This window comes from Paenibacillus melissococcoides (genome assembly GCA_944800085.1).
Taxonomy (GTDB): domain Bacteria; phylum Bacillota; class Bacilli; order Paenibacillales; family Paenibacillaceae; genus Paenibacillus_B; species Paenibacillus_B melissococcoides.
In genome coordinates this window covers 428,723-452,560 of record CALYLO010000002.1, presented here as the reverse complement: position 1 = coordinate 452,560, position 23,838 = coordinate 428,723, and the positions used below count along the sequence as shown (strand labels likewise).

The 23,838-nt window shown below is 49.2% G+C and carries 19 protein-coding genes, 1 tRNA gene and 3 pseudogenes; 11 read left to right on the top strand and 12 right to left on the bottom strand.

The annotated features are described in order from the left end of the window. Positions 1 to 49: 49 nt before the first annotated feature. From OCY70_RS10270 to OCY70_RS10255, 4 genes and pseudogenes are all read right to left on the bottom strand, one after another. A pseudogene (locus OCY70_RS10270) lies at positions 50 to 495 on the bottom strand (SAM-dependent methyltransferase); the annotation flags it as partial. A gap of 471 nt (positions 496 to 966) precedes the next feature. Next, positions 967 to 2,172: an IS4 family transposase gene (locus OCY70_RS10265; RefSeq protein WP_261944829.1), complete on the bottom strand. Its 1,206-nt coding sequence runs from the start codon at positions 2,170 to 2,172 to the stop codon at positions 967 to 969. A 406-nt stretch (positions 2,173 to 2,578) separates the two neighbouring features. Next, positions 2,579 to 3,253, bottom strand: coding sequence for a TerC family protein (locus OCY70_RS10260; RefSeq protein WP_213430980.1), 675 nt, complete (start codon positions 3,251 to 3,253; stop codon positions 2,579 to 2,581). A 269-nt stretch (positions 3,254 to 3,522) separates the two neighbouring features. Beyond that, the gene (locus tag OCY70_RS10255; protein ID WP_249725608.1) at positions 3,523 to 3,894 is read right to left on the bottom strand and encodes a putative glycolipid-binding domain-containing protein; all 372 of its coding nucleotides are present in this window, start codon (positions 3,892 to 3,894) and stop codon (positions 3,523 to 3,525) included. Positions 3,895 to 4,210: 316 nt separating this feature from the next. Between OCY70_RS10255 and OCY70_RS10250 the strand changes: the two genes are divergently transcribed. From OCY70_RS10250 to OCY70_RS10240, 3 genes are all read left to right on the top strand, one after another. Further along, on the top strand, positions 4,211 to 4,462 hold the full coding sequence (locus OCY70_RS10250; protein ID WP_249725609.1) for a hypothetical protein: 252 nt from the start codon (positions 4,211 to 4,213) through the stop codon (positions 4,460 to 4,462). A 102-nt stretch (positions 4,463 to 4,564) separates the two neighbouring features. Beyond that, positions 4,565 to 5,281: a YiiX/YebB-like N1pC/P60 family cysteine hydrolase gene (locus tag OCY70_RS10245; protein WP_213430981.1), complete on the top strand. Its 717-nt coding sequence runs from the start codon at positions 4,565 to 4,567 to the stop codon at positions 5,279 to 5,281. Positions 5,282 to 5,297: 16 nt separating this feature from the next. Beyond that, positions 5,298 to 6,497: a hypothetical protein gene (locus OCY70_RS10240; RefSeq protein WP_213430982.1), complete on the top strand. Its 1,200-nt coding sequence runs from the start codon at positions 5,298 to 5,300 to the stop codon at positions 6,495 to 6,497. Positions 6,498 to 6,634: 137 nt separating this feature from the next. Here OCY70_RS10240 and OCY70_RS10235 read toward each other — a convergent pair whose 3' ends face one another. Together OCY70_RS10235 and OCY70_RS10230 are read right to left on the bottom strand one after the other, a co-directional pair. Continuing rightward, positions 6,635 to 7,435: a DUF4179 domain-containing protein gene (locus tag OCY70_RS10235; RefSeq protein ID WP_249725611.1), complete on the bottom strand. Its 801-nt coding sequence runs from the start codon at positions 7,433 to 7,435 to the stop codon at positions 6,635 to 6,637. Between the two features lie 6 nt (positions 7,436 to 7,441). Beyond that, entirely contained in the window at positions 7,442 to 7,666 is a 225-nt protein-coding gene (locus OCY70_RS10230; RefSeq protein WP_213430983.1) for an RNA polymerase sigma factor, read from the bottom strand. Positions 7,667 to 8,074: 408 nt separating this feature from the next. On the opposite strand from OCY70_RS10230, the pseudogene OCY70_RS36565 reads away from it, so the two are divergent. The 5 genes and pseudogenes from OCY70_RS36565 to OCY70_RS10200 form a co-directional block, all read left to right on the top strand. Continuing rightward, positions 8,075 to 8,839: pseudogene (locus tag OCY70_RS36565) on the top strand (MBL fold metallo-hydrolase); the annotation flags it as partial. A 35-nt stretch (positions 8,840 to 8,874) separates the two neighbouring features. Then, a complete protein-coding gene (locus tag OCY70_RS10215; RefSeq protein ID WP_006678380.1) occupies positions 8,875 to 9,090 on the top strand; it encodes a DUF3006 domain-containing protein in 216 nt (71 codons plus the stop codon). Positions 9,091 to 9,219: 129 nt separating this feature from the next. Then, complete coding sequence (locus OCY70_RS10210; protein WP_213430986.1) at positions 9,220 to 9,507, top strand: hypothetical protein; 288 nt, start codon at positions 9,220 to 9,222, stop codon at positions 9,505 to 9,507. Between the two features lie 1,194 nt (positions 9,508 to 10,701). After that, positions 10,702 to 11,574 (top strand): polymorphic toxin-type HINT domain-containing protein, encoded by an 873-nt coding sequence (locus OCY70_RS10205; RefSeq protein WP_261944828.1) that lies wholly within the window; start codon positions 10,702 to 10,704, stop codon positions 11,572 to 11,574. A 97-nt stretch (positions 11,575 to 11,671) separates the two neighbouring features. Continuing rightward, positions 11,672 to 12,127: a hypothetical protein gene (locus OCY70_RS10200; protein ID WP_213430988.1), complete on the top strand. Its 456-nt coding sequence runs from the start codon at positions 11,672 to 11,674 to the stop codon at positions 12,125 to 12,127. Between the two features lie 99 nt (positions 12,128 to 12,226). On the opposite strand, the pseudogene OCY70_RS10195 reads toward OCY70_RS10200, so the two are convergent. Beyond that, positions 12,227 to 13,683 (bottom strand): annotated as a pseudogene (locus OCY70_RS10195) (IS5 family transposase). Between the two features lie 109 nt (positions 13,684 to 13,792). Next, positions 13,793 to 15,313 carry an IS5 family transposase gene (locus OCY70_RS10190; RefSeq protein WP_261944827.1) on the bottom strand — a complete coding sequence of 507 codons (1,521 nt, stop codon included), beginning with the start codon at positions 15,311 to 15,313 and terminating at the stop codon, positions 13,793 to 13,795. Positions 15,314 to 16,417: 1,104 nt separating this feature from the next. Between OCY70_RS10190 and OCY70_RS10185 the strand changes: the two genes are divergently transcribed. Next, positions 16,418 to 17,395, top strand: coding sequence for an EndoS/ChiA family endoglycosidase (locus OCY70_RS10185; protein WP_213431452.1), 978 nt, complete (start codon positions 16,418 to 16,420; stop codon positions 17,393 to 17,395). Continuing rightward, the gene (locus OCY70_RS36115) at positions 17,392 to 17,508 is read left to right on the top strand and encodes an Imm53 family immunity protein (protein WP_390905245.1); all 117 of its coding nucleotides are present in this window, start codon (positions 17,392 to 17,394) and stop codon (positions 17,506 to 17,508) included. The genes OCY70_RS10185 and OCY70_RS36115 overlap by 4 nt, the downstream gene beginning before the upstream one ends. Before the next feature lie 217 nt (positions 17,509 to 17,725). On the opposite strand, the gene OCY70_RS10175 is transcribed toward OCY70_RS36115, so the two are convergent. Then, positions 17,726 to 17,800 (bottom strand) — tRNA-Thr (locus OCY70_RS10175). 137 nt (positions 17,801 to 17,937) lie between these two features. Here OCY70_RS10175 and OCY70_RS10170 point away from each other — a divergent pair. Beyond that, positions 17,938 to 19,266: an ISNCY family transposase gene (locus OCY70_RS10170; protein ID WP_261944557.1), complete on the top strand. Its 1,329-nt coding sequence runs from the start codon at positions 17,938 to 17,940 to the stop codon at positions 19,264 to 19,266. A gap of 78 nt (positions 19,267 to 19,344) precedes the next feature. On the opposite strand, the gene OCY70_RS10165 is transcribed toward OCY70_RS10170, so the two are convergent. The 3 genes from OCY70_RS10165 to OCY70_RS10155 all read right to left on the bottom strand — a co-directional run bounded on the left by OCY70_RS10165 (position 19,345) and on the right by OCY70_RS10155 (position 23,352). After that, positions 19,345 to 21,135 carry a B12-binding domain-containing radical SAM protein gene (locus tag OCY70_RS10165; RefSeq protein ID WP_213429515.1) on the bottom strand — a complete coding sequence of 597 codons (1,791 nt, stop codon included), beginning with the start codon at positions 21,133 to 21,135 and terminating at the stop codon, positions 19,345 to 19,347. A gap of 240 nt (positions 21,136 to 21,375) precedes the next feature. Further along, positions 21,376 to 22,668, bottom strand: a complete 1,293-nt coding sequence (gene hcp, locus OCY70_RS10160) for a hydroxylamine reductase (RefSeq protein WP_213429514.1) — start codon at positions 22,666 to 22,668, stop codon at positions 21,376 to 21,378. Between the two features lie 192 nt (positions 22,669 to 22,860). Beyond that, positions 22,861 to 23,352 (bottom strand): GAF domain-containing protein, encoded by a 492-nt coding sequence (locus OCY70_RS10155; protein WP_213429513.1) that lies wholly within the window; start codon positions 23,350 to 23,352, stop codon positions 22,861 to 22,863. Between the last annotated feature and the right edge of the window lie 486 nt (positions 23,353 to 23,838).

Below are 23,838 nucleotides of genomic sequence, written 5' to 3'. Positions count from 1 at the left end.
TTAGCAAAACATATGCGAAGCGGCTTGCTCCTTATGCTTGCACTTCATCTTACACTTCTCCCCAAAATACTTCGGTCTCGTAATCTAAGGACACGACGCCATTCTGTTCGTTCCGTGCAAATATGCTCTCCAATTCAGCCATACATCGAATCATAGTTCGGGTGTCCCGCCTGTGGCGCATAGGAAGAGGACCGCAGCCGCCCGCCCAGCTCTTCCAGATTGAGCAGCTGGCGAATCGAAAACCGGGCCACCCGGAGTCCCCCTGGCTTGAAGAAGGAGGCGATGACTTCCTTGGAAATATTTTTATGCCTTACCTTCTCATAATCCGTACCATACGTAAGCAGCAACTGCTCGTATTCCTCCAGAAACGGGGTCCCTTCCAGCAAGCGAGAGTTCCAGATCAGCACGGCCTTGCCGCCCGGCTTCAAGATGCGGCAAAACTTCCAGCCGCGCGGCGCCGCGATCGAACCAATGGAACGATTGCGCACAGACAATAGTCCGTCAGGTTCCATCTGTTGAAACTCAGTTCCATTATTTTCTATATGTATATTATAGTACATCAGGCGACCATATTCACCTAGGCAGAGGGAGCTGCGTATAATAAAAAGGGGGTGTCCCAAAAGTAGTATTTCACTACAGTGAGATAGCCCCCCCTGATTCTCAAAGCTCGACTCGCCGAAAACTGCAAAACTGCAGCTTTGCTTTATGACGTGTACTCCGTTACAGGGAATCCTGCAAAACGGCATCAATTTCTGGCTATCCAATCGATAAAAGACAAAAATCGATGAACATCACACTAGCGTTGCATAGAACCTGACATGAAGAAGACTTTAAACTCCAGATACGGAACTAATAATCATTATTTATATATATTTACAGTTTCTTTTTTCCTAGCAAAGCCAAAAGTCGATCTCCTCCTAAACCATAGGAACATGTTACCATCAAATGTTAATATGCCATTATTACCTATTTAATCACCACTTTAACGGTCTTACATTGCTTTGGGTGTTTTCGTGGTCGACCACCCTTTCGTTTCTTCCGCCTGCCCTTCGAGTGCTTGGTTGGTTTGCGGTGCAGTGCCATCAAAAATTGATCCCACGTTTTATTCATATAGACCCGAAGCAGCTTTAGAAATGACCATAGCGTTTGAGTGGTGTCAGCCTCCTTCCGGACCAACATGACTAAACCATATGCGATGAAGGCTAAAAAAATCTGGTTCCATACTGCCTCTGGATGGAAACTGTACAAATGGACTAAGCTCATATGTTGCTTCATCCATTTAAAGAATAATTCAATCATCCAGCGGCGCCGATAAGTCTCGCAGATTTGGGCTGCGGACTTATCCCAGACATTCGTAAGCACACGGTACTGGCGGTTCTTCTCATCGGTATACTCCACTAACCGGAGCTGGGCTTCTATCACATGGCCTTCTTCATCCTTGTAGCTCACGATCACGTCAGCATCACGCACCACAGGCGTCGTTTCATCGATCTCGTGCTCGCAGATGATCGCCGTCTTGTTGCTTTTCTTAATGCGTGCCACGAAGCGTAGATTATCATCCAGCCACTGCTTATAGTGACCATATGTGATGTACCCGCGATCCAAAACATGAATGGCATCTTTATCGATCACCAGATCCAAAGCCACTTCGCTGTCAGCAACGCCTCGTGTGGAACAAACAATGTTTTCGGGATAGACGGTATCGGGGTCGCAAACAGCAAGTTTGGTGTGGATCTTTACCCCGTTGCTGTGTTTCGAGCAGTAGGCCCATTTTCCAGCGACATCAGGGAGTGTAAGTACCGTTGAATCGACAATGCTCAGTTTCCCGATGCCGGGGATACCCTGCTTCGGATAAAGTTGTTGCAAACGTTGTGTCACTTGAATCCATAGCTGCTGCAACACCGGTAAAGGCAACGCTCTGAGTGTACGTACGAGTTGGGAAGCGCTAATGGATTTCAAGTGGATCGCCTGCTGCAGCTGTTCGTTCGCACGCAACGCGTTGCAGATATCTTCGAGGTCCGTGCGTTTATTCAATTGAGCATCAATGAGTAGTTTGATCGCTCTCACGAGTGTAAACTTTCGTCGATAATTGAAGATTGGGAATTCGTCGTCCGAGAGCTGAATCAAATTTAGGCATTTACAAATGACGGTCTGATCTGGTATATTACCCATGGTCTATTTCTCCTTTTGGTGAGGGATTGGGTAACATGCCTATCCTTCAACATTAGGAGATTTTTTTATGAGTTACCAGATATAATCGATCAATAAATTGAAGAAAAAGTCATTAATGAGAAATATATTTTCATGTCAGGTTTGGTGCAATGCTAGTGTGAACATCATGTAATTTTGCAGGAATTTCATCAAATAGCGGCTTAAAGAGCAGAAATTGATGCATCCACGCAGCATTTCACTGCTTCATCCATCTTCTACCAGTTTTCGCCGCCGTTTTCCCTGTATCCACATTCTCTGTTAACTCGTCATCTCCAGCATTTTGCAGTGCCTGTGAGACACCCCCCGCCAAGAAATAGGTGATGTCTTCTCTCGAACGTGGTATGACCTGCAGGAAGGAGCCTGGTTATTAAGCGGCTTGCTTCACTTCCTTCTGCTTTTTCAGTCTGCCCATGAACAGCACGCCGGCAATGATTACAATGATGAGTCCCCATTTCAATACCGGACTTTCCGTGAAAAAACCCTTCACTAACGGCTCATCGGTGATCATTTTACCCGCTGTCCAAGCCAGCACCCCGGATCCAATATAGATAATGACGGGAAATCGCTCGACCCATTTCAAAATCAACGTGCTTCCCCATACGACAATCGGCACGCTAACCAGCAGCCCCATCACGACAAGAATGAAATCGCCATGGGCGGCGCCGGCCACGGCGAGCACATTATCGAGACCCATGACCGTGTCCGCGATAATGATCGTTTTAATGGCCGCCCATATGCTGGCTGCCGATGCCACGTCATGCTTCTTCTCCTCTACGAGCAGCTTATACGCAATCCAGATCAGCATCGCCCCGCCGAGCAGCAGCAGTCCCGGAATTTTCAGCAACCATACTACGGCAAGCGTAAGCAGCGAACGAATGGCAATGGCGCCGAACGTCCCCCAAAAAATAACCTTTTTCTGTTGATCCTTCGGCAAGTTCCGCGCCGACAGCCCGATCACAATCGCATTGTCTCCCGCCAGCACCAGATCGATAATGACGATCGCCAGAAGAGCAGACCAGAAATCTGCTGTGAAGAAATCCATCGTACCCTCTCCTATCTCGAATGTCGTATATATCCTTTCTTCAATGGCTCACATTTATGAACAATCCCGGGCAACACCCCTTAAAAACAAAAATGGCCTCTACCGATCACGGTAAAGGCCATAAATAAAGACCTTTACCGTCATGGTAAAGGTCTCGCCAGCAATCATCGTTGCCAACAAAGCCGGAGGTGTTATCCTCGTAATGACGACTTTATTGAACAGCTACTCCCCTTTATGTTCTCTATGTTAATGGAAAAGGATACATAGGGTCAAGATAAAAATATCCAGCTTACGGCCAGCTTCATTCTCCGAATGGGAAGCACGTTCGTGGAGGGCGTAACGCCGATATCGATGTCCTTCAGCCCGGACAATTCGGCTCTAGGCTCCCCGTTCACGGTCCAATGATCCCGATCATCGCGCTGCAGCCGGAGCGTCCGCGTCTGGTGCGGTTGCTCATAACGAACATATACTTCCCTGGTGCATCCATCCGGAGCACAGTTCACGGTATACTCCACGAATGAACGATCGTCCGGTTCGGCGCAGATGACCTTCCCTTCTAGTCTGGCGGCGGTTCCAAAGGAATGGCTGCAATATTCCATTCCATCTCCTTGAATCCGCTTCCATATGATAGTTTTTTCCACTAGTTATTCCCCATATGCAGGCCGGTGCAGCCGCTCATCTCCCCGCTCACCATCTGCGAAAATCGCCCTATGGGCCGGTGTTCGTGAATTCATATTATACCACGCCTAGGCAGCGCGTCATGAGCAACTCCTTTGCAACCGCCATCCTGTATTGTGATCGTGATGTGCCGCGAGGCGCTCATGACCAATACACGCTGCGTGAATGCAGCTGACGAAAGGGAGGATGTCATGACGAAGCGATGGATGTCTGCCATGATCATCATTACACTGGTAATCTGTACCATCCTGGGCTGCCGCAATTCAGCAAGGTTCGTTGGTGGACGATATCTTGGCGGCCGGCACTCCAGCCAGCATTTCAACTTATCTATTATCCGGCAATCAGAACGATATCCCGAACATGCATAACGAACATACGGGACCGAGCGATGGCGTCGTATTCGTGCAAAGCGCGGCAGCCGTACAGGGGATTGGCCGCGTCGCGGGCAATGTCACGCTGCCGCTTAATCACTTGGAACTAGCCTGGGCCAGTCAAGCTCGCAGCCAGATCGATCAGTGGCTACAGGAGTAAAGCCGGCGTATGCCATATAAATAAGTGGATTTTTTGAATATTTTTCCACTGCGCCTATATACTATCCTTGAAAGTATACTTTACATGCTAGGAGGGATTGTGATGAAAAAGGTTGTGCTTGCCATTCTCGTGCTTGTGCTGATCATGCCTGCAACGGTTGGCGCCCGCGGGCAGGACGGCGATGTCCTGGAGCGTATTCTGGACGTGTATCCGCATGTCACCAAGGACCAGCTCGTAGCCGAAATTGAATACGCTTCCCAAGTCACCAAGCTTCCGCCCGATGTCATCGCCAGCCAAATGTACGACGAGCTGCTCGCGAAGAAGCCCGAACTGCAGAACAAAATAGCGGTGCTTGGCGGCAAAGGCAACGGCGCTTATCCGCTTGCGTCCAGCAGCAAAGGCAATATCTTCTTCGAAACGGCCTCCACAGCCGGGATCCCGCACGGACATGTCGGCATCTATTACACCCCCGACTACATCGTGGAATCCGTGCCCGGCTCAGGCGTGCGCAAGGTGAAGCTCATCGACAAACGCGTCGATGCAGGCTCCAAAATCTTGACTCCAAAGTCGCAATATGCGAGCGCTTCCGTAAGGGAACAAGCCGCCGACTGGGCGCACGGCCGCATCGGCGAGAGCTACTCCTACAACTTTGCCACGAATCGCGCGACTTCATGCGTCGGGGATAAAAACTGCTCCAAGCTCGTATGGTGCGCCTTCAAAGAAAAAGCGAAAATCGACATCGATAAGGATGGCGGCCTCGGCGTCTATCCGGTCGATATCCGGGATTCCCCGATGTTTCTCACCTTGAAAAGCTATTGAATAAGCCTGATCCACGATGATGCCCAATCCTGCGAAGCCGCCTGGAGCCGTTAAGCGGATGTCTCTGCTTCTCTGCCTGCTCATCCTCTCAAGTACCTTGCTCTCATGCAGCCACCCAGCTTCTCTTCCTTCATCTTCGATCGATATGCGGCTCGACGATACCATCGCCCTTGTCTATTATTCCACCTCACTGCCGAAGGAGTATTACCATAAAGGGACATCCTATCTTGTTCGCATGAATCGGGAAGGCGCCATCCAGACCCTCCTTGGAGACGGCTTGGAATGGGGGTCTCCGGTCAAGCTTCCCGATCAGGACAGTCTGGTCATCCAGCGCAAACACGGAATCGAGGTGCAAACAAACGAGGCGAAGTCCGCTTCTTACGCCTCCCCCTGTGCGGTAAGCGCCGGATATCGGCAAATGTCAGGATATCTGACCGGCAGCAAGCAATATTATTCCTTGTTCAATCAAGGCGTCGCTTCGAATGACGACTACGTATCCATCCTGCGCTGGGGAGACACCCATCATCACTATTGCCGGGAGATGCGCGAATTCGTCGAAGCCCAGGGGAGCGACGGGCACACGGTATACGCCTTAACCTCCGATCACGCCTCGCTTCAAGGCCTGAGCCTGGTCGCTATGGAGCCTGGCCATGACAAGCTGGTGTCTGCCAAATACCCGCTGCTGGACATGGATACCGGGTCGCTCATCGTACAGACGGACATCGTATCCGTCCAAGAGAAGCTGTATACCGTCTTCTCCACGCGCAATTCGGACAATCGCGTCAAGCTGCAGCTGATGGAGATAGACACCGCTTCGCATACGGCCAACGTCTATCCGCTGCATACGTACGGAGAAGAGCTCGATAATCGCTATTTCTCGCTCAGCGCGAACAGTCTCGGCACGGCAGAGGAGAAATTGTACTACGTGGATGGCTATGGAACCGTCTTCCCCTTCGCGCTTGACACGCGCACGGCTGGACCGATGTATCCTCTTGCCGGCTTCGAGCCGACTTTCGATCGGAACCAGGAGATGGGGTATGCGCGGGGGAAATATTTTTATCTGTTCCGCTATGATGCGGAGCTTCAGGCGCACAAGGTGGAGCAGTACCGCTTGGCGGACGGCTCCTTGCAGCGGGAGCTGACTATTCCGAAGGTGAAGGATGCCATCTCGCCGGAAGTGTATCTATATGATTTTCAGATGCTGGTGGATTTGTAGGCACTAGTTGTCTGCCTGGCCCAAGTTAGACCCTCACAATAGCAGAAGGGCGCCCTATGCGGCGCCCCCTTTCTGTCGGCCAATCCTTTTCCATTGACCGGAATCCTTGCTTTGTTCGCGTTTCGAAACTCTCTCTATTATTTCTTGACTTTGCGCTCAATGCGAACGAGTTCGCCGGCTTTATTGATTTTGGCAACGATTGTCTCTTTGCCCTTGCTGCTGAACTTATAATCTCCCCAGTCTTTATCGATCTTCAATGTATAAGAGGACAAGTCTACGTCGAACAACTTTTTCGGCACCGGCTTCACCAGCTTGATGCTTTCCTCCTTGGTCAGCGTCTTCGTCTTCTTGCCAGCTTCGTTCGACGGGATCGTTACAGACACTGGCTTGCCTGTCTTTGCTTCAATAATGACCGACTCTTTCACGACGAACGCTCTGCCTTGCCCATCGGTCATGAATGATTTATTTTTGCTCTTATCGCCGTTCACGTCGACGGTCCCGTCCGGAATGAACGCCTCGAACAGCAGATTGGAGTTTAGCGCCTTGCCGTCTTGTTCCAGCCCGAACAGAATCGAGATGCGAAATACATCGTGAATCGCCTCCTTCACCCGGAGCGTAATCCCTTGATCGGTGACTTGCTTATTCACCGATTCGGCGTAACCGTTGTCGGCCGCTTGCTTCAAGCCGCCGTCCGCCTTCTGCAGCGAGAACCAGGCCTTCAACACCTCCGCAAATGTAGGTGACGTCGCCGCGCCGACCGCCGCCGCTAACAGGAGGGCGGCAACGATGGCGGCCGCCGCTTTCACCGCTTTGCGCGTCCGGCTCGAACGGGCAAGCTCCCGTTTGGCCCGGTCGGTTCCCAGCTTGCTGTATTGATGCAGCTCTTCAGGGAGCTCGATCTTCTCCATTTCCTCAACAATCCGCTGATGACGACTCACGAGATTTCACCTCTCCTTTACGCTTTTTCGCAGCTTGCTTAATCCCCGGTACAATATCGTCTTGGCCGTGCCTAGCGGCAGCTCCAAGATTTCGGCGATCGCGTCGAACGTGTACCCCTGGTAGTACATATAGGCGGTCCGGTAAATCTCTGCCTCATGCTGCTGATACAGCATCAGGAATGTTTTATCGTTGCCCTTTTGGGCTTTCCTCACCAGATTTTCTATATCCATGCGGCATCCTTATCTCCCTTCCCTCTCACCTATATAGAGCATATAGAAGGGCGTTTGGCTTTCCTTTTTAGAAAATTGCAAAAAAATAATGCAGAAAACGCGAAAACCCCGGAGACTCCGAGGTTTATCACGTATATATTTCACTTCATTACTTATTTAGGACGTAAAGCTTCTCTATCTCTTCGATCTGCGAGGTCTGGATCCCGAAGAAGAAAAACGGAGTATATGGCCAAGTAGCAAGAAACTGCGCCGAAAATAAGCGGGAGGCGGGGCTGGACCATCCAGCCCCTGGTCGTCGTCTGTGGAGGTTAAGGACGCTTTGCTTATCATTGATCGGTTTCGGTTCGCTCATTATGATAGATATATCTTAATTCTTCGACGAGAAAAGGATCGGAAAGAGGAGACACCATGAGAAAAGCATACGCATCGGCAGCGCTCGTGATTTCACTGGTATGCGCGCTATTCTCCCCTGCCCTGCTGGCGCATCCCGGCAAGACCGATGCGAACGGCGGCACACCTGCCGGACGAACTGCGCGCAATGGGGCTTGAAAGACGGGGAATGCCACTATCATAACAAGGATGGAAGCATAAGAAAGGCCACGAATCCTAAATCGGCACCCAAAGAAGCCGGCACGTCATTGATTCTTCCGCAAAAGCAAAAGGCCGGCACGCTACAAGTGTACTATTTGGATGTCGGACAGGGAGATTCCACATACATAAGAACGCCGGAAGGACATCATATACTGATCAACGGCGGAGACAATGATAAGGGGGCGTATCTCAAGCATCTGGGCGTCAAGCAGCTTGAAGTGCGACACATCCGGATGCCGATTATATCGGCGGTCTGGACGATGTGATCAACGCCTTCAAGGTTACAGTCGTCTAGCCCCGAAAGTGTCCCATACCACGCAAACATTCGAGGAGTTCTTGAAAGCTGTCAAAAAGCAAAAACTGGGGCTAAAGACGGCCAAGAGCGAAGTCCCCCCTTGAAGGCGTTATGGCTGAATTCGTCACCCCTTCAAAGAATATGGCAAGGATTTAAACGAATGGAGCGCCGTGTTACACTTGAAGCATAAAGAAACTTCTTTCCTTTTTACCGGTAAGGCCGGAGCCAACAACGAGGCGGATATGCTAGGACAAACACGCAAGGAACCATCACCGCTCTTAGCCGATGGCAAAAAAAAGTTCGAGACAGTGAGGTAATATATATGATCAAAGGGATAATCGATAGATTCGAGTGCGATCTCGCCGTGATTGAAGTTGATGGCCATACCGTTGAGTATCCGAAATATTTGCTGCCTGCAGAAGCCGAGGCAGGAGACGTCGTGATCATTAACGGCAATCAGTTCACCCTCGATAAAGAAGAGACCAAGAAACGAAAACAAGAAATCGATGAGCTGATGAATGACCTGTTCGAGGATTAAAAAGCAAGCTGCCTGAGAGGCAAATGTTTAAATCGCTAATTCATGCTATTTCCCTAAAAATACCTTTTAATCCCAATTTTTTATATTAAAATGCATAGATAACTATTTATTGGGATGGAGGTTTTCTTAATGAAATACGTAACCAAAGCATTGATCTGTTCGCTCGCGGCATTTGTACTTATCGCAGGTTCTATCTCTGCACAACCGCTTACCCCTCAGCCAGTTACGACTAATTTCGCCTTACAGAGTACCATCGTTAATCCGCTTATCAAGCTCAAAGTGGGTTGGTCCACCTGGATTGGCATGGAAGGCTCAAGAGTCGTATTAGTTAGCGCAGAAGGGGGCGTCAGGCTGGAATCAAGCGGGAGAGTGGTTGGCTTACAACCGGGAAATGCCACGGTTTATAAATGCCGCTAACGGCACCCTGTTCATCAACCATATTGAGGTTACATATTAAATGCTGTTCGAACCAAACAGAGAGCAGAGGTTTCTCCTGCTCTCTGTTTCTTTTGCCCGCGATTCCGCGCCGCATACAAATCGCACGGCTCCTCCAGACTGGAAGTTCCGCTGTTATTGCTTGTAAGCATGAGTTCTATAAAGTACAGTCCCCCAAAGCTATACGGGACAGACAAAGGGGATGACCGCGCATCGAATTCTTAATTCTTTCTATTTCGATATTTATTAATGAAGATATACAAAACGACTGTCACAATACCAATTACTGTATTCATCTTGAATGTTACGCTAAAAAAATCAAAATAATTCCATTGATAAGCGGCCCTTCGACTACATTTTTGTATACTCAATACGTCATTTTTTTACAAAAAGCTCATATACCATCATACAGTGCGGGATAGGGGAGTGAATATGTGATTATTACGAGTAGGAGGGGCGGCTGCCCTTGCGCTTCCCAATAGGGAATAGGCACATCCGCAGCCTCCGACGTATTCATTGGTCCAATATTTCACAAAAAAGAGAGCTAAAATTCTTTTATTGGGGATTGAAAAAGACGCCGGGATTCATCCAAAGACTGTTCAGGGAAGACTCCGTCATTCATCGATAAATGTTACGCTCGACACATATTCTCACGTCTTGCCGGACTTGCAAATGCTGTCCTTCGCAATGTCGGAGATTCAATCACTGGACATCAAATTGAAGGGAAAAAGCCGCTTTATCTAGATAAAGAGAAGATGAGCACGCCATTGATTGATGCCGTTTGGGTCTGCTGGTTCCAACCTACTCGGTAGCCAAGAGCCACGTCTAACCACTCTGACCGGAGCGAGCACCGTTCCATTTTTAAGTGGTCCCTTGGCAATCTTTTTTGCCATGCAATCCCATCATTCAGGTAATTATTACAAAACTTTAAATACATAAATCACCATTTTTGTTATACTCAAAAACCTCATTTTTTACAATGCATATTCCATCCGTCATCCAGCCCACATATAGACAATTTTACTGTGTGACGAGATAAGGGGGGAAAGAAATGATTATTGTCCGTTTGCTAGATCACAACCGGAGCACGGACAGGAAGTGCATGGACGGCAGCATTCCTTAACCAAGAATGAACACAGCATCCAATTGAATATTTTTTACGAGAAGGAGACGAACATGAAAAAGTCTGTTGCCTTGGTGTTATTTTTTATCCTTTCATTCACAAGCATTCCTCTTGCTTCTGCACAATCTATCGCTAATTGCAATTTGCTTTGCTTCTCAGCCGGAACGCCGGTACAAACGAAGACAGGGTTTAAGCCTATTGAACAAATCCGCATCGGTGAATTTGTCCTGACAAAGGATGAACGAACAGGAAAAACAGGATATAATACGGTTGTTGAATTGTTCCAAAGACAGACAGACAAGACGTACCAAATTACGGTCAAAGGAATAACGATAACGACGACGGAAGAGCATCCGTTCTGGGTGCCGGCCCAAGGCTGGGTGGAGGCAAGACACCTAAAAGTAGGTGACCTGCTTCAAAATCCAGAAGGCAAACCGTATCCGATCGATCGGATCGAGATTAAGAAGAACAGCTCCACCGTGTATAACTTCCGTGTCGAAGGTGTACATAACTATTTCGTAACGGAGTTGGAAATATGGACGCATAATTGTGGAGCCGGCGGAATCAGAAATATCCCGATGAGGGCCCCTTCAGGAGGAGGCGTAGGTTCTAGCTATAAGGGGACGGGTAATGCTTCATCTAATGGTAGCAAGAGCCGTAGTACCCCACAGGATACCGGAACTCCAAATTCCACAAAAATCGACAGGGATGCTAATAATAACATTATGAAGTATACAACATATGGATCTGATGGGAAAATTCAAGAAGAGGTTAGGATAAGCGGAAAAGATCACGGTTCTATTCCAAGACCTAACGTCAAGGAGCCTACGTTTAATACTAATCCTAAGACAGGTCAAAAATTCCAAAATGGCTATAAGGTTCGACCTGCTTATCCTAATGAAATTCCGAAAAGCTATCCATATTGATTAATTGTAACATACCAATAGATGGACGAGTCGTTAATGAAAAAGAAACTCATTAACCGTCTCTCAGATCGTTGGGCACTATACTGGGGGATTTATTATGGAGCTATTTCCAGATGAAGTAATTAGTGAATTTAAGGAATTTAAGAATGCTAACTCCAACAATTTTAGTTGGTGGAATTATGTGAACATGAAATCCGACCTACAAACCGCATTAGCGTTTGCCAAGTTTTATTATCCAGATATTGTTGAGGTGCAGGGGTATTTCTTATTAAAAGACAAGTATCAAAAAGATCTGTTACAGAAATGGATAGTAGAGTGTGATGGCGACAAAATCACCGTGGAAAAAATGATGAATTTATATGAATTAAAAGACTTTTTCCATATTAATGTCAACAAAGATGAGAATGAACCTGAGCAGGTAGTGATTTTGGGCAAAATCCTAAAACTATTTTGGACGATGAGTTTCAAACATAGATTCCCTGATAAAAACATTACCGTAGAAATTTATGAAGAGTGGGATTCATTATTTATTACTGTATATCAGGAGAATTAAAATTTCTGATTGGGTTACCAAGTGTGGACAAAGGTAGGCATGCTGCGGAGTCCTGTTTTTGTAGATTTTCTAATTTGAAAAGAGCCGTGGGATTCTTTCCTAACGGCTCTCTATTCTGAAAATCGGCAAAAAGAGAACGCGCAGCTTGCGTTCGAGATTCATAACAAGCAGTTGCAGGGCAATGACCGTTTCGCTTGTCTCTCGAAGGCGTGCTCGAATACGCCCCAGTCCGTAGGAGCGTTTGCCTTCTCCGAATTTTCCTTCGATTGCGTTACGCATTGAAGCATCCTGTCTGGCCTGGTTCCGATCGGGTTCCGCTTCTTTCTTCGGACGCCCTAAGTTTGGACCACTCAAACGGATTCCATGCTCCTTACAATAGCGAAGGTTCTCCCGATTTCGGTAGATTTGGTCGGCTAGAATGGCTTCCGGATAACACCCATATCGCTGGACGAACGACTCCACGGAAGCTTTCAGTGTCATGCTTTCGTTGAAGTTATCCCAGGACAGCTTCTCCATTCGAGCGTAACCGTCCACCAGACTGATCGCCAGCTTTGCCCCAAACTCGACGGGAGCATTCACTTTCCCGCGTACAATCGGCCGTACATGCGGTTGGGAAAGACTGACGATTCGATCTTCCACCGAGTGTGTCCGTTTGTCGTACATCTCTTGTTGTTGACGATACAGCTCGGAAATGACGAGCAATTGCCGATACTGCTGCGAACCCAGTTGATTCAAGCTGCTTTTCGCTGCCAGCATTTCGATGATGCGAAGATTACGCGAAACATAACGAAGCTGTTTGCCAACCGCTTTCCGGATGGCTTTGGCACCCGTTCGCCGTTTCTTGGCGATCTCGAGGTAGCGTTTGCGGGCGGTTTGACGATACGTTCTCGGTTTCTTGGCCTTCCCGACGAAAGGCTCGTGCAGAACATCGATGATCGCTTCGAGTTTTTCCCGCGCCTCGTTCAATAATTTCAAATCGGTCGGATACGAGATGTCGGCCGGTGCGCAGGTCGCGTCGAGCATCAAGGTGCCTTTGTTGCATGGTTTCTCTTTGCTTTTGCCGTCTTCATTAACGGATGTTCCATCAGAGCCATGGCCGCTGCCTGGAGGATCTTGAGGATCGCTCTTGTTTTGTTCCTGCTTCTTTCGCTCTGCGTCCTCTTCCAAAATCCAATCGTTGATTCGTTCAATGACATCCGCACCCAATCGCTTGCGGAAATGGGTCAACAGCGAGTGATGGAACGGAGGCTTATCTTGGAACGCCGGCAGCCCAAGGAAGTACTGGTAGTACGGATTTTCGGCGATCTGCTGGACCGTCTCTCGATCATCGAGCTGCATACGTTCCTGAATGTACAGCGCTCCCAAAGCCATACGAACAGACAAAGGGATCTGACCGCGCATTGATTTCTTGAACGACTTCGCGTAGAATTCTTCTGCCCGCCACCACGGGATGATAGCGGCCAGTTGAACCCAACGGTTCTCCTTATTTAATTTACCGCCAAAGGCAAGTAGAAATCTTCGAACAACTGAAGCTGGCTTTCGGTTCTACGATACATGTCGGCTCACTCCACGTGCACGATTTTTTGCAAGAAATTCGCATTTTCCTTGCATTTTATTTCGAGTTAGAGTCCAGAAATCCTTGTAAAACCTTAGAAAAATGATTGTTCAGCAAGCCCTAATTAGGGCTTGCTGAACATATTGCCTTTTAGGCCACAGAGGCTGACGGCACAGATTCAGCAGCAGTCTGAAAATCGGCAAAAAGAGAACGCGCAGCTTGCGTTCGAGATTCATAACAAGCAGTTGCAGAGCAATGACCGTTTCGCTTGTCTCTCGAAGGCGTGCTCGAATACGCCCCAGTCCGTAGGAGCGTTTGCCTTCTCCGAATTTTCCTTCGATCGCGTTACGCGTTGAAGCATCCTGTCTGGCCTGGTTCCGATCGGGTTCCGCTTCTTTCTTCGGACGTCCTAAGTTTGGACCACTCAGACGGATGCCGTGCTCCTTACAATAGCGAAGGTTCTCCCGGTTTCGGTAGATTTGGTCGGCTAGAATGGCTTCCGGATAACATCCATATCGCTGGACGAACGACTCCACGGAAGCTTTCAGTGTCATGCTTTCGTTGAAGTTATCCCAGGACAGCTTCTCCATTCGAGCGTAACCGTCCACCAGACTGATCGCCAGCTTTGCCCCAAACTCGACGGGAGCATTCACTTTCCCGCGGACAATCGGCCGTACATGCGGTTGGGAAAGACTGACGATTCGATCTTCCACCGAGTGTGTCCGTTTGTCGTACATCTCTTGCTGTTGACGATACAGCTCGGAAATGACGAGCAATTGCCGATACTGCTGCGAACCCAGTTGATTCAAGCTGCTTTTCGCTGCCAGCATTTCGATGATGCCAAGATTACGCGAAACATAACGAAGCTGTTTGCCAACCGCTTTCCGGATGGATTTGGCACCCGTTCGCCGTTTCTTGGCGATCTCGAGGTAGCATTTGCGGGCGGTTTGACGATACGTTCTCGGTTTCTTGGCCTTCCCGACGAAAGGCTCGTGCAGAACATCGATGATCGCTTCGAGTTTTTCCCGCGCCTCGTTCAATAATTTCAAATCGGTCGGATACGAGATGTCGGCCGGTGCGCAGGTCGCGTCGAGCATCAAGGTGCCTTTGTTGCATGGTTTCTCTTTGCTTTTGCCGTCTTCATTAACGGATGTTCCATCAGAGCCATGGCCGCTGCCTGGAGGATCTTGAGGATCGCTCTTGTTTTGTTCCTGCTTCTTTCGCTCTGCGTCCTCTTCCAAAATCCAATCGTTGATTCGTTCAATGACATCCGCACCCAATCGCTTGCGGAAATGGGTCAACAGCGAGTGATGGAACGGAGGCTTATCTTGGAACGCCGGCAGCCCAAGGAAGTACTGGTAGTACGGATTTTCGGTGATCTGCTGGACCGTCTCTCGATCATCGAGCTGCATACGTTCCTGAATGTACAGCGCTCCCAAAGCCATACGAACAGACAAGGGGATCTGGCCGCGCATTGATTTCTTGAACGACTTCGCGTAGAATTCTTCTGCCCGCCACCACGGGATGATAGCGGCCAGTTGAACCCAACGGTTCTCCTTATTTAATTTACCGCCAAACGGCAAGTAGAAATCTTCGAACAACTGAAGCTGGCTTTCGGTTCTACGATACATGTTGGTTCACTCCACGTGCACGATTTTTTGCAAGAAATTCGCATTTTCCTTGCATTTTATTTCGAGTTAGAGTCCAGAAATCCTTGTAAAACCTTTGAAAAATGATTGTTCAGCAAGCCCTAATTATAATTTTTACATATCCACCCAACCGCAGCTAATGCACCTGAAAAGGTGGCTGTAGTCTGCGTATGCGTTATCGCACTGTATAATTTTTCATTACCGTCCTTCGCAATGTCGGAGATTCAATCACTGGACATCAAATTGAAGGGAAAAAGCCGCTGTATCTGGATAAAGGGTAGATGACCGGTAGATGAGCTGCAAAACAAAAAAATAGGGCGGCCCCCGGAAACCCGGAAGCCGCGCCGTTATCGACATGTAAGTGGTGCTGGTGAAGGGAATTGAACCCCCGACTACGCATTACGAGTGCGTTACCTCTCGGTACGGTAAGGTTTTATATCGACCCGTTCGCTGAATTATGAACCGTTGTACAAAAATAAGGTTCCGGAAGGTTTTGCACGGTTCTGCATGTTATTAGAAGAATGGTTAGAATTTTGTTAGAAGCATTGGAGAGGTATATAGTAGCCTCGGGACTGCTCACGGGGCTGAATTTAATACTCCTTACTTAAGATTTTCTGCCATATATCTGTCATAAAGATCGATTCTCTGTACATACCCATCGTCGTCAAACATAAAACCAACGGCCTTTTGATCGTAAAATTCTTCGGTCTATTAATTTTTTTATGTTTCTATACGATAATATATAAGACTCAACTTTTACAAAAGTGGCGCTCCTTTGACGTATTTAAATCATAAGGACTGCTGTAAGACTCCATCGCGAAAAAAGTAAACGACTAGCTATTGAAGTGCTTCTTTCCAATCTTGATTTTTTTCAAACAGATGGGGAGGTTTTAAAATCATCGCTTGTTAAGTCCAGATAAGAGCAGAAATCGAAAGAAGCACACGGTATGACTGCTCTCCATCCTTTGCTGATGCAAACCTGAGGTTGAGTGTGGTTAGAGCAAGGAGAACCGGAATTTCCTCTTAAATGTAATCGCTTACTTTATTGTCTCAAATATTATCATTTAAGGAAGGGAGTTATCTTTTATGAAGAAAACATCAATGTTGTTAATCTTGTCGACAGTTTTAATTTTATCTTTAATGAGCGGCTCAATTATTACAGCTAGTCCTTCAACTTCTTTAGTAAACGAGTTAACTGAAGCTCAAAAAGCTCCTGTTATGATGGCATACTATAGAACATGGCGTGACGTAACCATGCCTCATGATGCAAATTCCACTCTACCATACCCTAATGTGACAGCTATGACAGACATTCCTGAAGAAATCGATATCGTTTCCGTCTTCCACTATGTTAAACCAGGTACAGATGAACAACTATTTTGGGACACGCTTCGTGATACGTATGTGCCTATCTTGCACGAACGTCAAACCAAAGTGATACGCACTATAGATATAAGGGAGCTATATAACGTACCTAGTATTGGTACAATGCCCACATCCAAAGAATATGATGATCATGCGCAATCCTTAATAGATAAATACTTAACTCCCTACAATTTAGATGGCTTAGATATTGATATGGAGGAAACTTTAACTCAAGAAAAAGAAACAAAAGCTTTTGGTGTTTTTGAAGCTCTGTCTAAACGGTTAGGACCAATGTCGAATAGTGGCAAACTGCTTATTTATGATACAAACAAAGACAATCATAGTCTATTCAAAAAAGTAGCTCCATTTTGTGATTATTTGTTTCTACAAGCTTATGGCAGAGACCCTGGTAGATTAGATAGTACATGGGCAACCTATAAAAAGACGATCTTCCCTGATCAGTTTCTTCCGGGGATATCTTTTCAGGAAGAATTAGGCGCAAACTGGGGGGATACTCAGGAACCATTTGAAACAAGTAGAGCCTACAAATATGCTGTTTGGCAACCGGAAGAGGGTCCTAAGGGAGGAATGTTTATCTATGCCATCGATAGAGATGGAAAAGAATATGGAGATAATACAATTACCGAAACAGACTTTAGTTGGACAAAAAAATTAATTGATGTCTTGAAAAACAACTGAACGATTGGATTCATTGTTTTGTAGAAGAAAACACTTTTAAGGGATACGGTGGACCAAACAATCTTAGAGAGATACTGGAAATATTTAAAAATTGGGCATCAATTCATGCTTAGTCTCAATGACCTTGAGTGGCTTCGTGCCTTTCAAGGTTTTTTTGCGGTCATTTGCATAAACGCTTTATTTGCTGTCCTTCGCAATGTCGGAGATTCAATCACCGGACAGCAAATTGAGGAGAAAAAGCCGCTTTATCTGGATAAAGGGTAGATGAGCCTGCATACAAATAGCGCGGCCCCCGGAACCCCGGAAGCCGCGCCGTTATCGACATGTAAGTGGTGCTGGTGAAGGGAATTGAACCCCCGACCTACGCATTACGAGTGCGTTGCTCTACCCCTGAGCTACACCAGCAGTTTAACAACGAATATTATTATAAATAAATCGACGAAAAGTTGCAATACTCTTTTACTTATTTGTTGTTCTTCTGTGATAATGTCACCCTATAACTGTTCTGAGATAATGTCACTATGGGACAGGAGATATTGACATTGACGAAAGCAGAAATGAAGAAGGTACTCGTTGTGGAGAAAATCATAGATGGGCGGATGACCAATAGGGAGGGAGCGGCAGCGCTGGGTTTATCAGAACGCCAAGTCATTCGGCTAAAGAAGAAATACCAATCCGGAAAAGGAGCACAAGAACTTATACACAAGAATCGGGGGAAACAGCCTCATCACGCCCTTCCCAATGAAGTGAAGGAACGAATCGTTGAGCTGTACACAGCCAAGTATTACGGAAGCAATTGCTGCCACTTCGCAGAGCTTCTTGAGGAGCATGAATCGTTGACACTGAGCGCTTCCAGCGTGAGACGTATCCTTCTGGCTAGTGGGCTCAAGCAAGCCAAGCAGCGGCGTCGCAGTAAAGCCCATCCGCCACGGGAACGCAAACCGCAAGCCGGCATGCTGTGGCAGATTGACGCAACTCCTTATGCATGGTTGGAGGATCGGGCTTCATCCTTTACGCTGCATGCTGCGATTGACGATGCAACAGGTACCGTTGTCGGTGCCGTCTTTCGTCCGAACGAATGCCGGGAGGCCTACTCTCTAGTCATGCAGCAAGGGATAGAAAAATACGGGGTTCCCCTTGGGCTTTACAGTGATCGGCATACGATTTTCCGGTCGCCTAACGAAAAGCTGACGCTCGAGCAAGAGCTCGCTGGGGAGACCAAACCGCTCTCCCACTTCGGCAAAGCGATGGCTGACTTGCATATTGAGCACATCAAGGCAATTACACCGCAAGCCAAGGGACGGGTAGAACGCCTCTGGCAAACATTTCAGGATCGCTTGGTGATCGAACTGCGGCTTCTTGGCATCAAGACGCTGGAAGAGGCGAACGCGGCTCTGCCCAGCCTATTGCAGAAGCACAATCACAAATTTGCCATAGAGCCAAAAATGACCGATTCGGCTTACCTGAAGCTTGATCCGTCTATCGATTTAAATCATGTGTTCACGCTTCGCAATTATCGGCAACTCGGGACCGGAAACACCCTCTCGTACAACGGAAAGTGCTATACCCTTGCCCAGCCTGCTTCCCTTCGTCTGGATGCAAAAACGACGGTTGAAGTGCGGGAGACGTTAACAGGGGATGTATTGTTGTGGCACCAAGGCCAGCCCTGGGCACTCAAAGAAACTCAGAAGCCACAGCGCAAGACGTCTGGATCAAAAAAGGCGAGTTCTGCGTCGCCACGCAAACCCGCCCAGAATCATCCGTGGAAAACCACGTATGATAACACTAAAAATAAGCGTACCACAAAAAACAGTTCGTTCCAAGATGCAATGTATTCGCAACATAATAGCTATGCAGAGGTCACCTGGTAAGGCTGACCTCTGATCACACAAGTGACATTTTCATAGCACAGTTAAAGTGACATTTTCACAGACGATTGACATACTCTTTTACTTATTTCCATAAATTACATGCCCATTGATAACCGCAGGGCAAGCATACCAACGGGGCAATTGGCGCCGCTCCGCCGCAGCTGCCGCCTCGCCAAAGACGACGATCACGGTGCTCGGGGCGGAACGATCCACTTCTCCCGTCTCCACCAAGCGGACAGCGTCACATGGCCAGAGGTCAACCATGGCATGCTTATGCAGCGCTTGCTCGGTCAGCTCCAGACTGCCGAAGCCGGCATGGAGCAGCTCGGGCGCATCCGCCAATCGCTTCAGCCAGGCCCCGACCTCCGCCTTCGGCGGGGATGTCCACCAGAGGGTGCGCGGCTTGTGGCGGTGCTGGAGCATATAATCCAACCGCATCAGACTTCGAATGACGTCCAGATCCGGCACCTGCGCCCGCTCCAGAAATCGCTCCAGACGGAGGAATAGATCATGCAACTGATGGCCGATGCGCCCCCAGCCCTGTTCCGACCAATCATCTCCGAACTGTTGAAAAAAATCATACGGCGTCGCAAAAGAGCGCTGCGTCAAATAATCGACGGTATAGTCGGCTCGATGCGAATTCCAGTACTTTTCCAAAATATCCTCTACCCGCTTGATGCGGATGACATCCGAAAACGGGAGGACATCGTTCTCCAGCATTTCATAAGGGGCATGCTCCATATATTTATACCCGTACCGGCCGGCCTCCGCCCGCAAGCCCGTGCCGCGCAGCAGCTTCAGGAAGCCGAGCTGCAGCTCCTCCGGCCGGAGCGCGAAGACGTCGTTGAATGTCTTCTTGAAGGAGGCGTAGTCCTCTCCCGGAAGCCCGGCGATCAAGTCGAGATGCTGATCGATTTTGCCGCCCTCCTTAATAAGGCGCACGGTGCGGCACAGCTTGTCCCAATTTTGCCGGCGCTTGACGAGCCGGTTCGTCTCCTCATTCGTCGACTGGATGCCGATCTCGAAGCGGAAGATGCCGGGCGGCGCCTCCTTGTTCAGGAACTCGAGCACCTCCGGCCGCATAATGTCGGCGGTAATCTCGAATTGAAATACGCAGCCGTCATGATGATCGATCAGGAACCGGAAAATATCAAGCGCATAATCGCGGTTAATATTAAACGTGCGATCGAGGAACTTGATGGTGCGCGCCCCCGACTGAATCAAATACTTCAAATCGGCCTTCACCCGCTCCTTGTCGAAAAAACGGACTCCCGTCTCCGTGCTGGACAGGCAGAACTGGCAGTTGAACGGGCACCCGCGGCTCGTCTCGAAATAAATGATGCGCTTGCCGAGATCGGCACGATCCGCCTCCAACCGGTAGGGAGACGGCAATTGCTCCAGGTCCAGCTTGGCCTGCGGCGGATTGACGCGGATGTCTTTACCCTCCCGCCAAGCGATGCCCGCCACTGTCTCGACCGGCAGGCCATTGGCGAAGCAGCCGAGCAGATGTTTGAATACGGCCTCGCCTTCGCCCATCACGACAATATCGACAGCGGGCTCCCGCCGGAGAAAATAGTCCGGGTCGAAGGATACCTCCGGTCCCCCGAGCACGATGCGGACATCAGGCATCACCTGCTTCAAGATCCGGACGACAGCGAGCGTCGTGTCGATGTTCCATATATAACAGGACAAGCCGACCACATCCGGCTTCCGGTTATATAAATCGGCGGCAATATGAAGCACCGGGTCCTTGATCGTGTACTCCGCCATATCTATCTCGAATTCATCCTCTGCATATGCCTTCAACAGGCGCAGCGACAGCGCGGTATGAATATATTTTGCATTGATCGCAGCGACAATCGTCTTCATCCTTGCAGCTCCTTCGGCTGATTGCATGTACGTGCCGGGCATCAGCCCGGCATGCCACTGCTTACCGTATCGGAAGCCCCGCCGGGAGTCTATAGCGGATATCACATCGGGCGCACAAAGAAGCTGCGCCAGATGGGCCATTCAGAAGCTGTGACTAATCCCGCCGAACAAAAAACGCGGCCCCGCCAGGGACCGCGCCGCAATCGATTAACTCGATTAATCATTTATCCCGTTCATCATCTAGGCGAGACGGAGCATCGCCTTCATATCTTCCTGCGCATCGCCGATAAGCTTCAGGCCGAACAGATCGGTGAGCACGTTCATCACGCCTTCCGAGATGAATTCCGGAGGCTTCGGCCCGATGCGAATATCCCGGATGCCCAGACTGAACAAGCCAAGCAAAATCGCCACTGCTTTCTGCTCGAACCACGAGAGCACGATCGACACCGGCAGTTCGTTGACGCTGCAGCCGAAGGCGTCCGCAAGCGCGGCCGCGATTTTGACCGTGGAGCCGGAGTTATTGCACTGTCCCAGATCGATATAACGCGGAATGCCCGTATCCGCCACCGTGCCGTAATCGACATCATTGAAGCGGAACTTCCCGCACGATGTGGTCAAAATGACGGTGTCATTCGGCAGCGATGTCGCGAGCTCGCGGTAATACTCTCCGCCCTTGCCCGGCGCGTCGCACCCGGCGATGACGAAGAAACGCTTGATTTTGCCATCCTTGACGGCCTGAATAATTTCCGGCGCAAGCCCGAGCACTGTCTCATGATGGTACCCCGTTGTCAATGTCAGCTCGCTGTCCACGTCCGCCGCAGGCAGCGCCAGCGCACGCTCGATCAGCGGCGTGAAATCGTCGTTCACGATTTTGGTCACGCCCTCGAGCCCGGCCACGTCATAGGAGAAGAAGCGATCGGCATAGGTCCCCTTAATCGGCATGACGCAGTTCGTTGTAGCCAGGATGGCGCCCGGATATTGCTCGAACAGACGGCGCTGATCATACCAGGCTTTGCCGATATTGCCTTTCAAATGCGGGTATTTCTTCAATGCCGGGTACCCATGCGCCGGAAGCATCTCGGAATGGGTGTAAATGTTGATGCCCTTGCCCTCTGTCTGCTTCAGCAATTCCTCCAGCGCATACAAGTTATGCCCCGTCACGACGATGGACTTGCCCTCTATCTTGTTCTGGGGGACGGTAACCGGTACGGGAACGCCGAAATGCTCCGTATGCGCCCGATCCAGTACATCCATAATGCGGATGGCCGCGCCCCCTACCTTCATCGCCATGTCCAGATGCTCCTGCAAGTTGAAATTGGAGTTGGTCAACGTCATATAAAGAGCTTCATGCGTAACCGCGTCTACTTCTGCATCGACATAGCCCAACTGCCGCGCATGCGTTGCATAGGCCGCAATGCCTTTCAAGGCAAACACGATCGTATCCTGAAGACTGGCAATCGTCTCGTCCTTGCCGCACACTCCGACAACCTTGCAGCCGCCCGTCGGCGTCTGCTCGCATTGATGACAGAACATTCGCGCTTCCCCCTGTCAAAATGGATTTCTGTCTCCAACATACTAAATGGGAAAGCGGTACCGAGTGCGTACGATCACAACAAATATTTCAAAATCATGAATATCGCGTCAACTTCACAATCTCGCCTCATGTCACAAAAAAACAGCGCGTCCATCCCGGAGCGCGCTGTCCTATGCGATTACAATATGAGATTACAGAACCGCTTCCTTCATCAAGGCCTCGACCATCTTCTCCAATGCCTCCCGATCCGGCTCCTGGAACCGGTCCGTGACCGGACTATCGATATCCAGCACGCCGACAAGCCGTCCGTCCTTCATCATCGGGACGACGATCTCGGAACGGGACGCCGCGTCGCAGGCGATATGGCCCGGGAAGGCGTGGACATCCGGAACGACGAGAGTTCGCTGCTCCCGGGCAGCGGTCCCGCACACGCCGCGTCCCAGCGGGATGCGGATGCATGCCGGCAAGCCCTGGAACGGGCCGAGCACCAGCTCTTCCTTGGACTCGTCCATTAAGTAGAATCCGGCCCAGTTAATCTCCTTCAAGCCTTGCCAGAGCAGGGCCGACGCATTGGCCAGGTTGGCGATAAGATTCGGCTCGCCCTCGGTTAAGGCGAGCAGCTGCTTATGCAGCAGCGGATAATCCTGATCCGGCTGACCGGAATATTGGCTCGGTGTGAACATCGGCAGGCCTCCTGATTGTACAGTATGTCTTGATATGATTCTGTACCATCGTATCACATCTGAAGGCCGCCGCGAAGAGGTGGGCAACGACTTCACCTCCCCTTCCATCTTCCCTCTATCCTCATTTGCTTCTTATGACCAATATTCCCATCGCTCAGGAAAGGGAGACAAACCTCCTCCACTGCCTCTTATGATTGCTATCCCCATTGTTCAGGAAGGTATGTCCTTCACATTTATCCCCAGTAATCAGGACAACCAGCAACCATATTAGCCCTCTTATGACGGATATCCCCATAGTTCAGAAACCAACTATATCAGGTCGAGCGGATAAATTTAGATTCTTCCCGTTCGAGTGACAGACTCATCGCAAGGTACTTGTTAAGTCATATATATTACCTGAACGACAGGGATACTGAGCAAAAGAAGACGGAGCACGATAAGAAGTGAAGACTGAGCGGATGGGATATTGGGCAAAAGGATACGAAA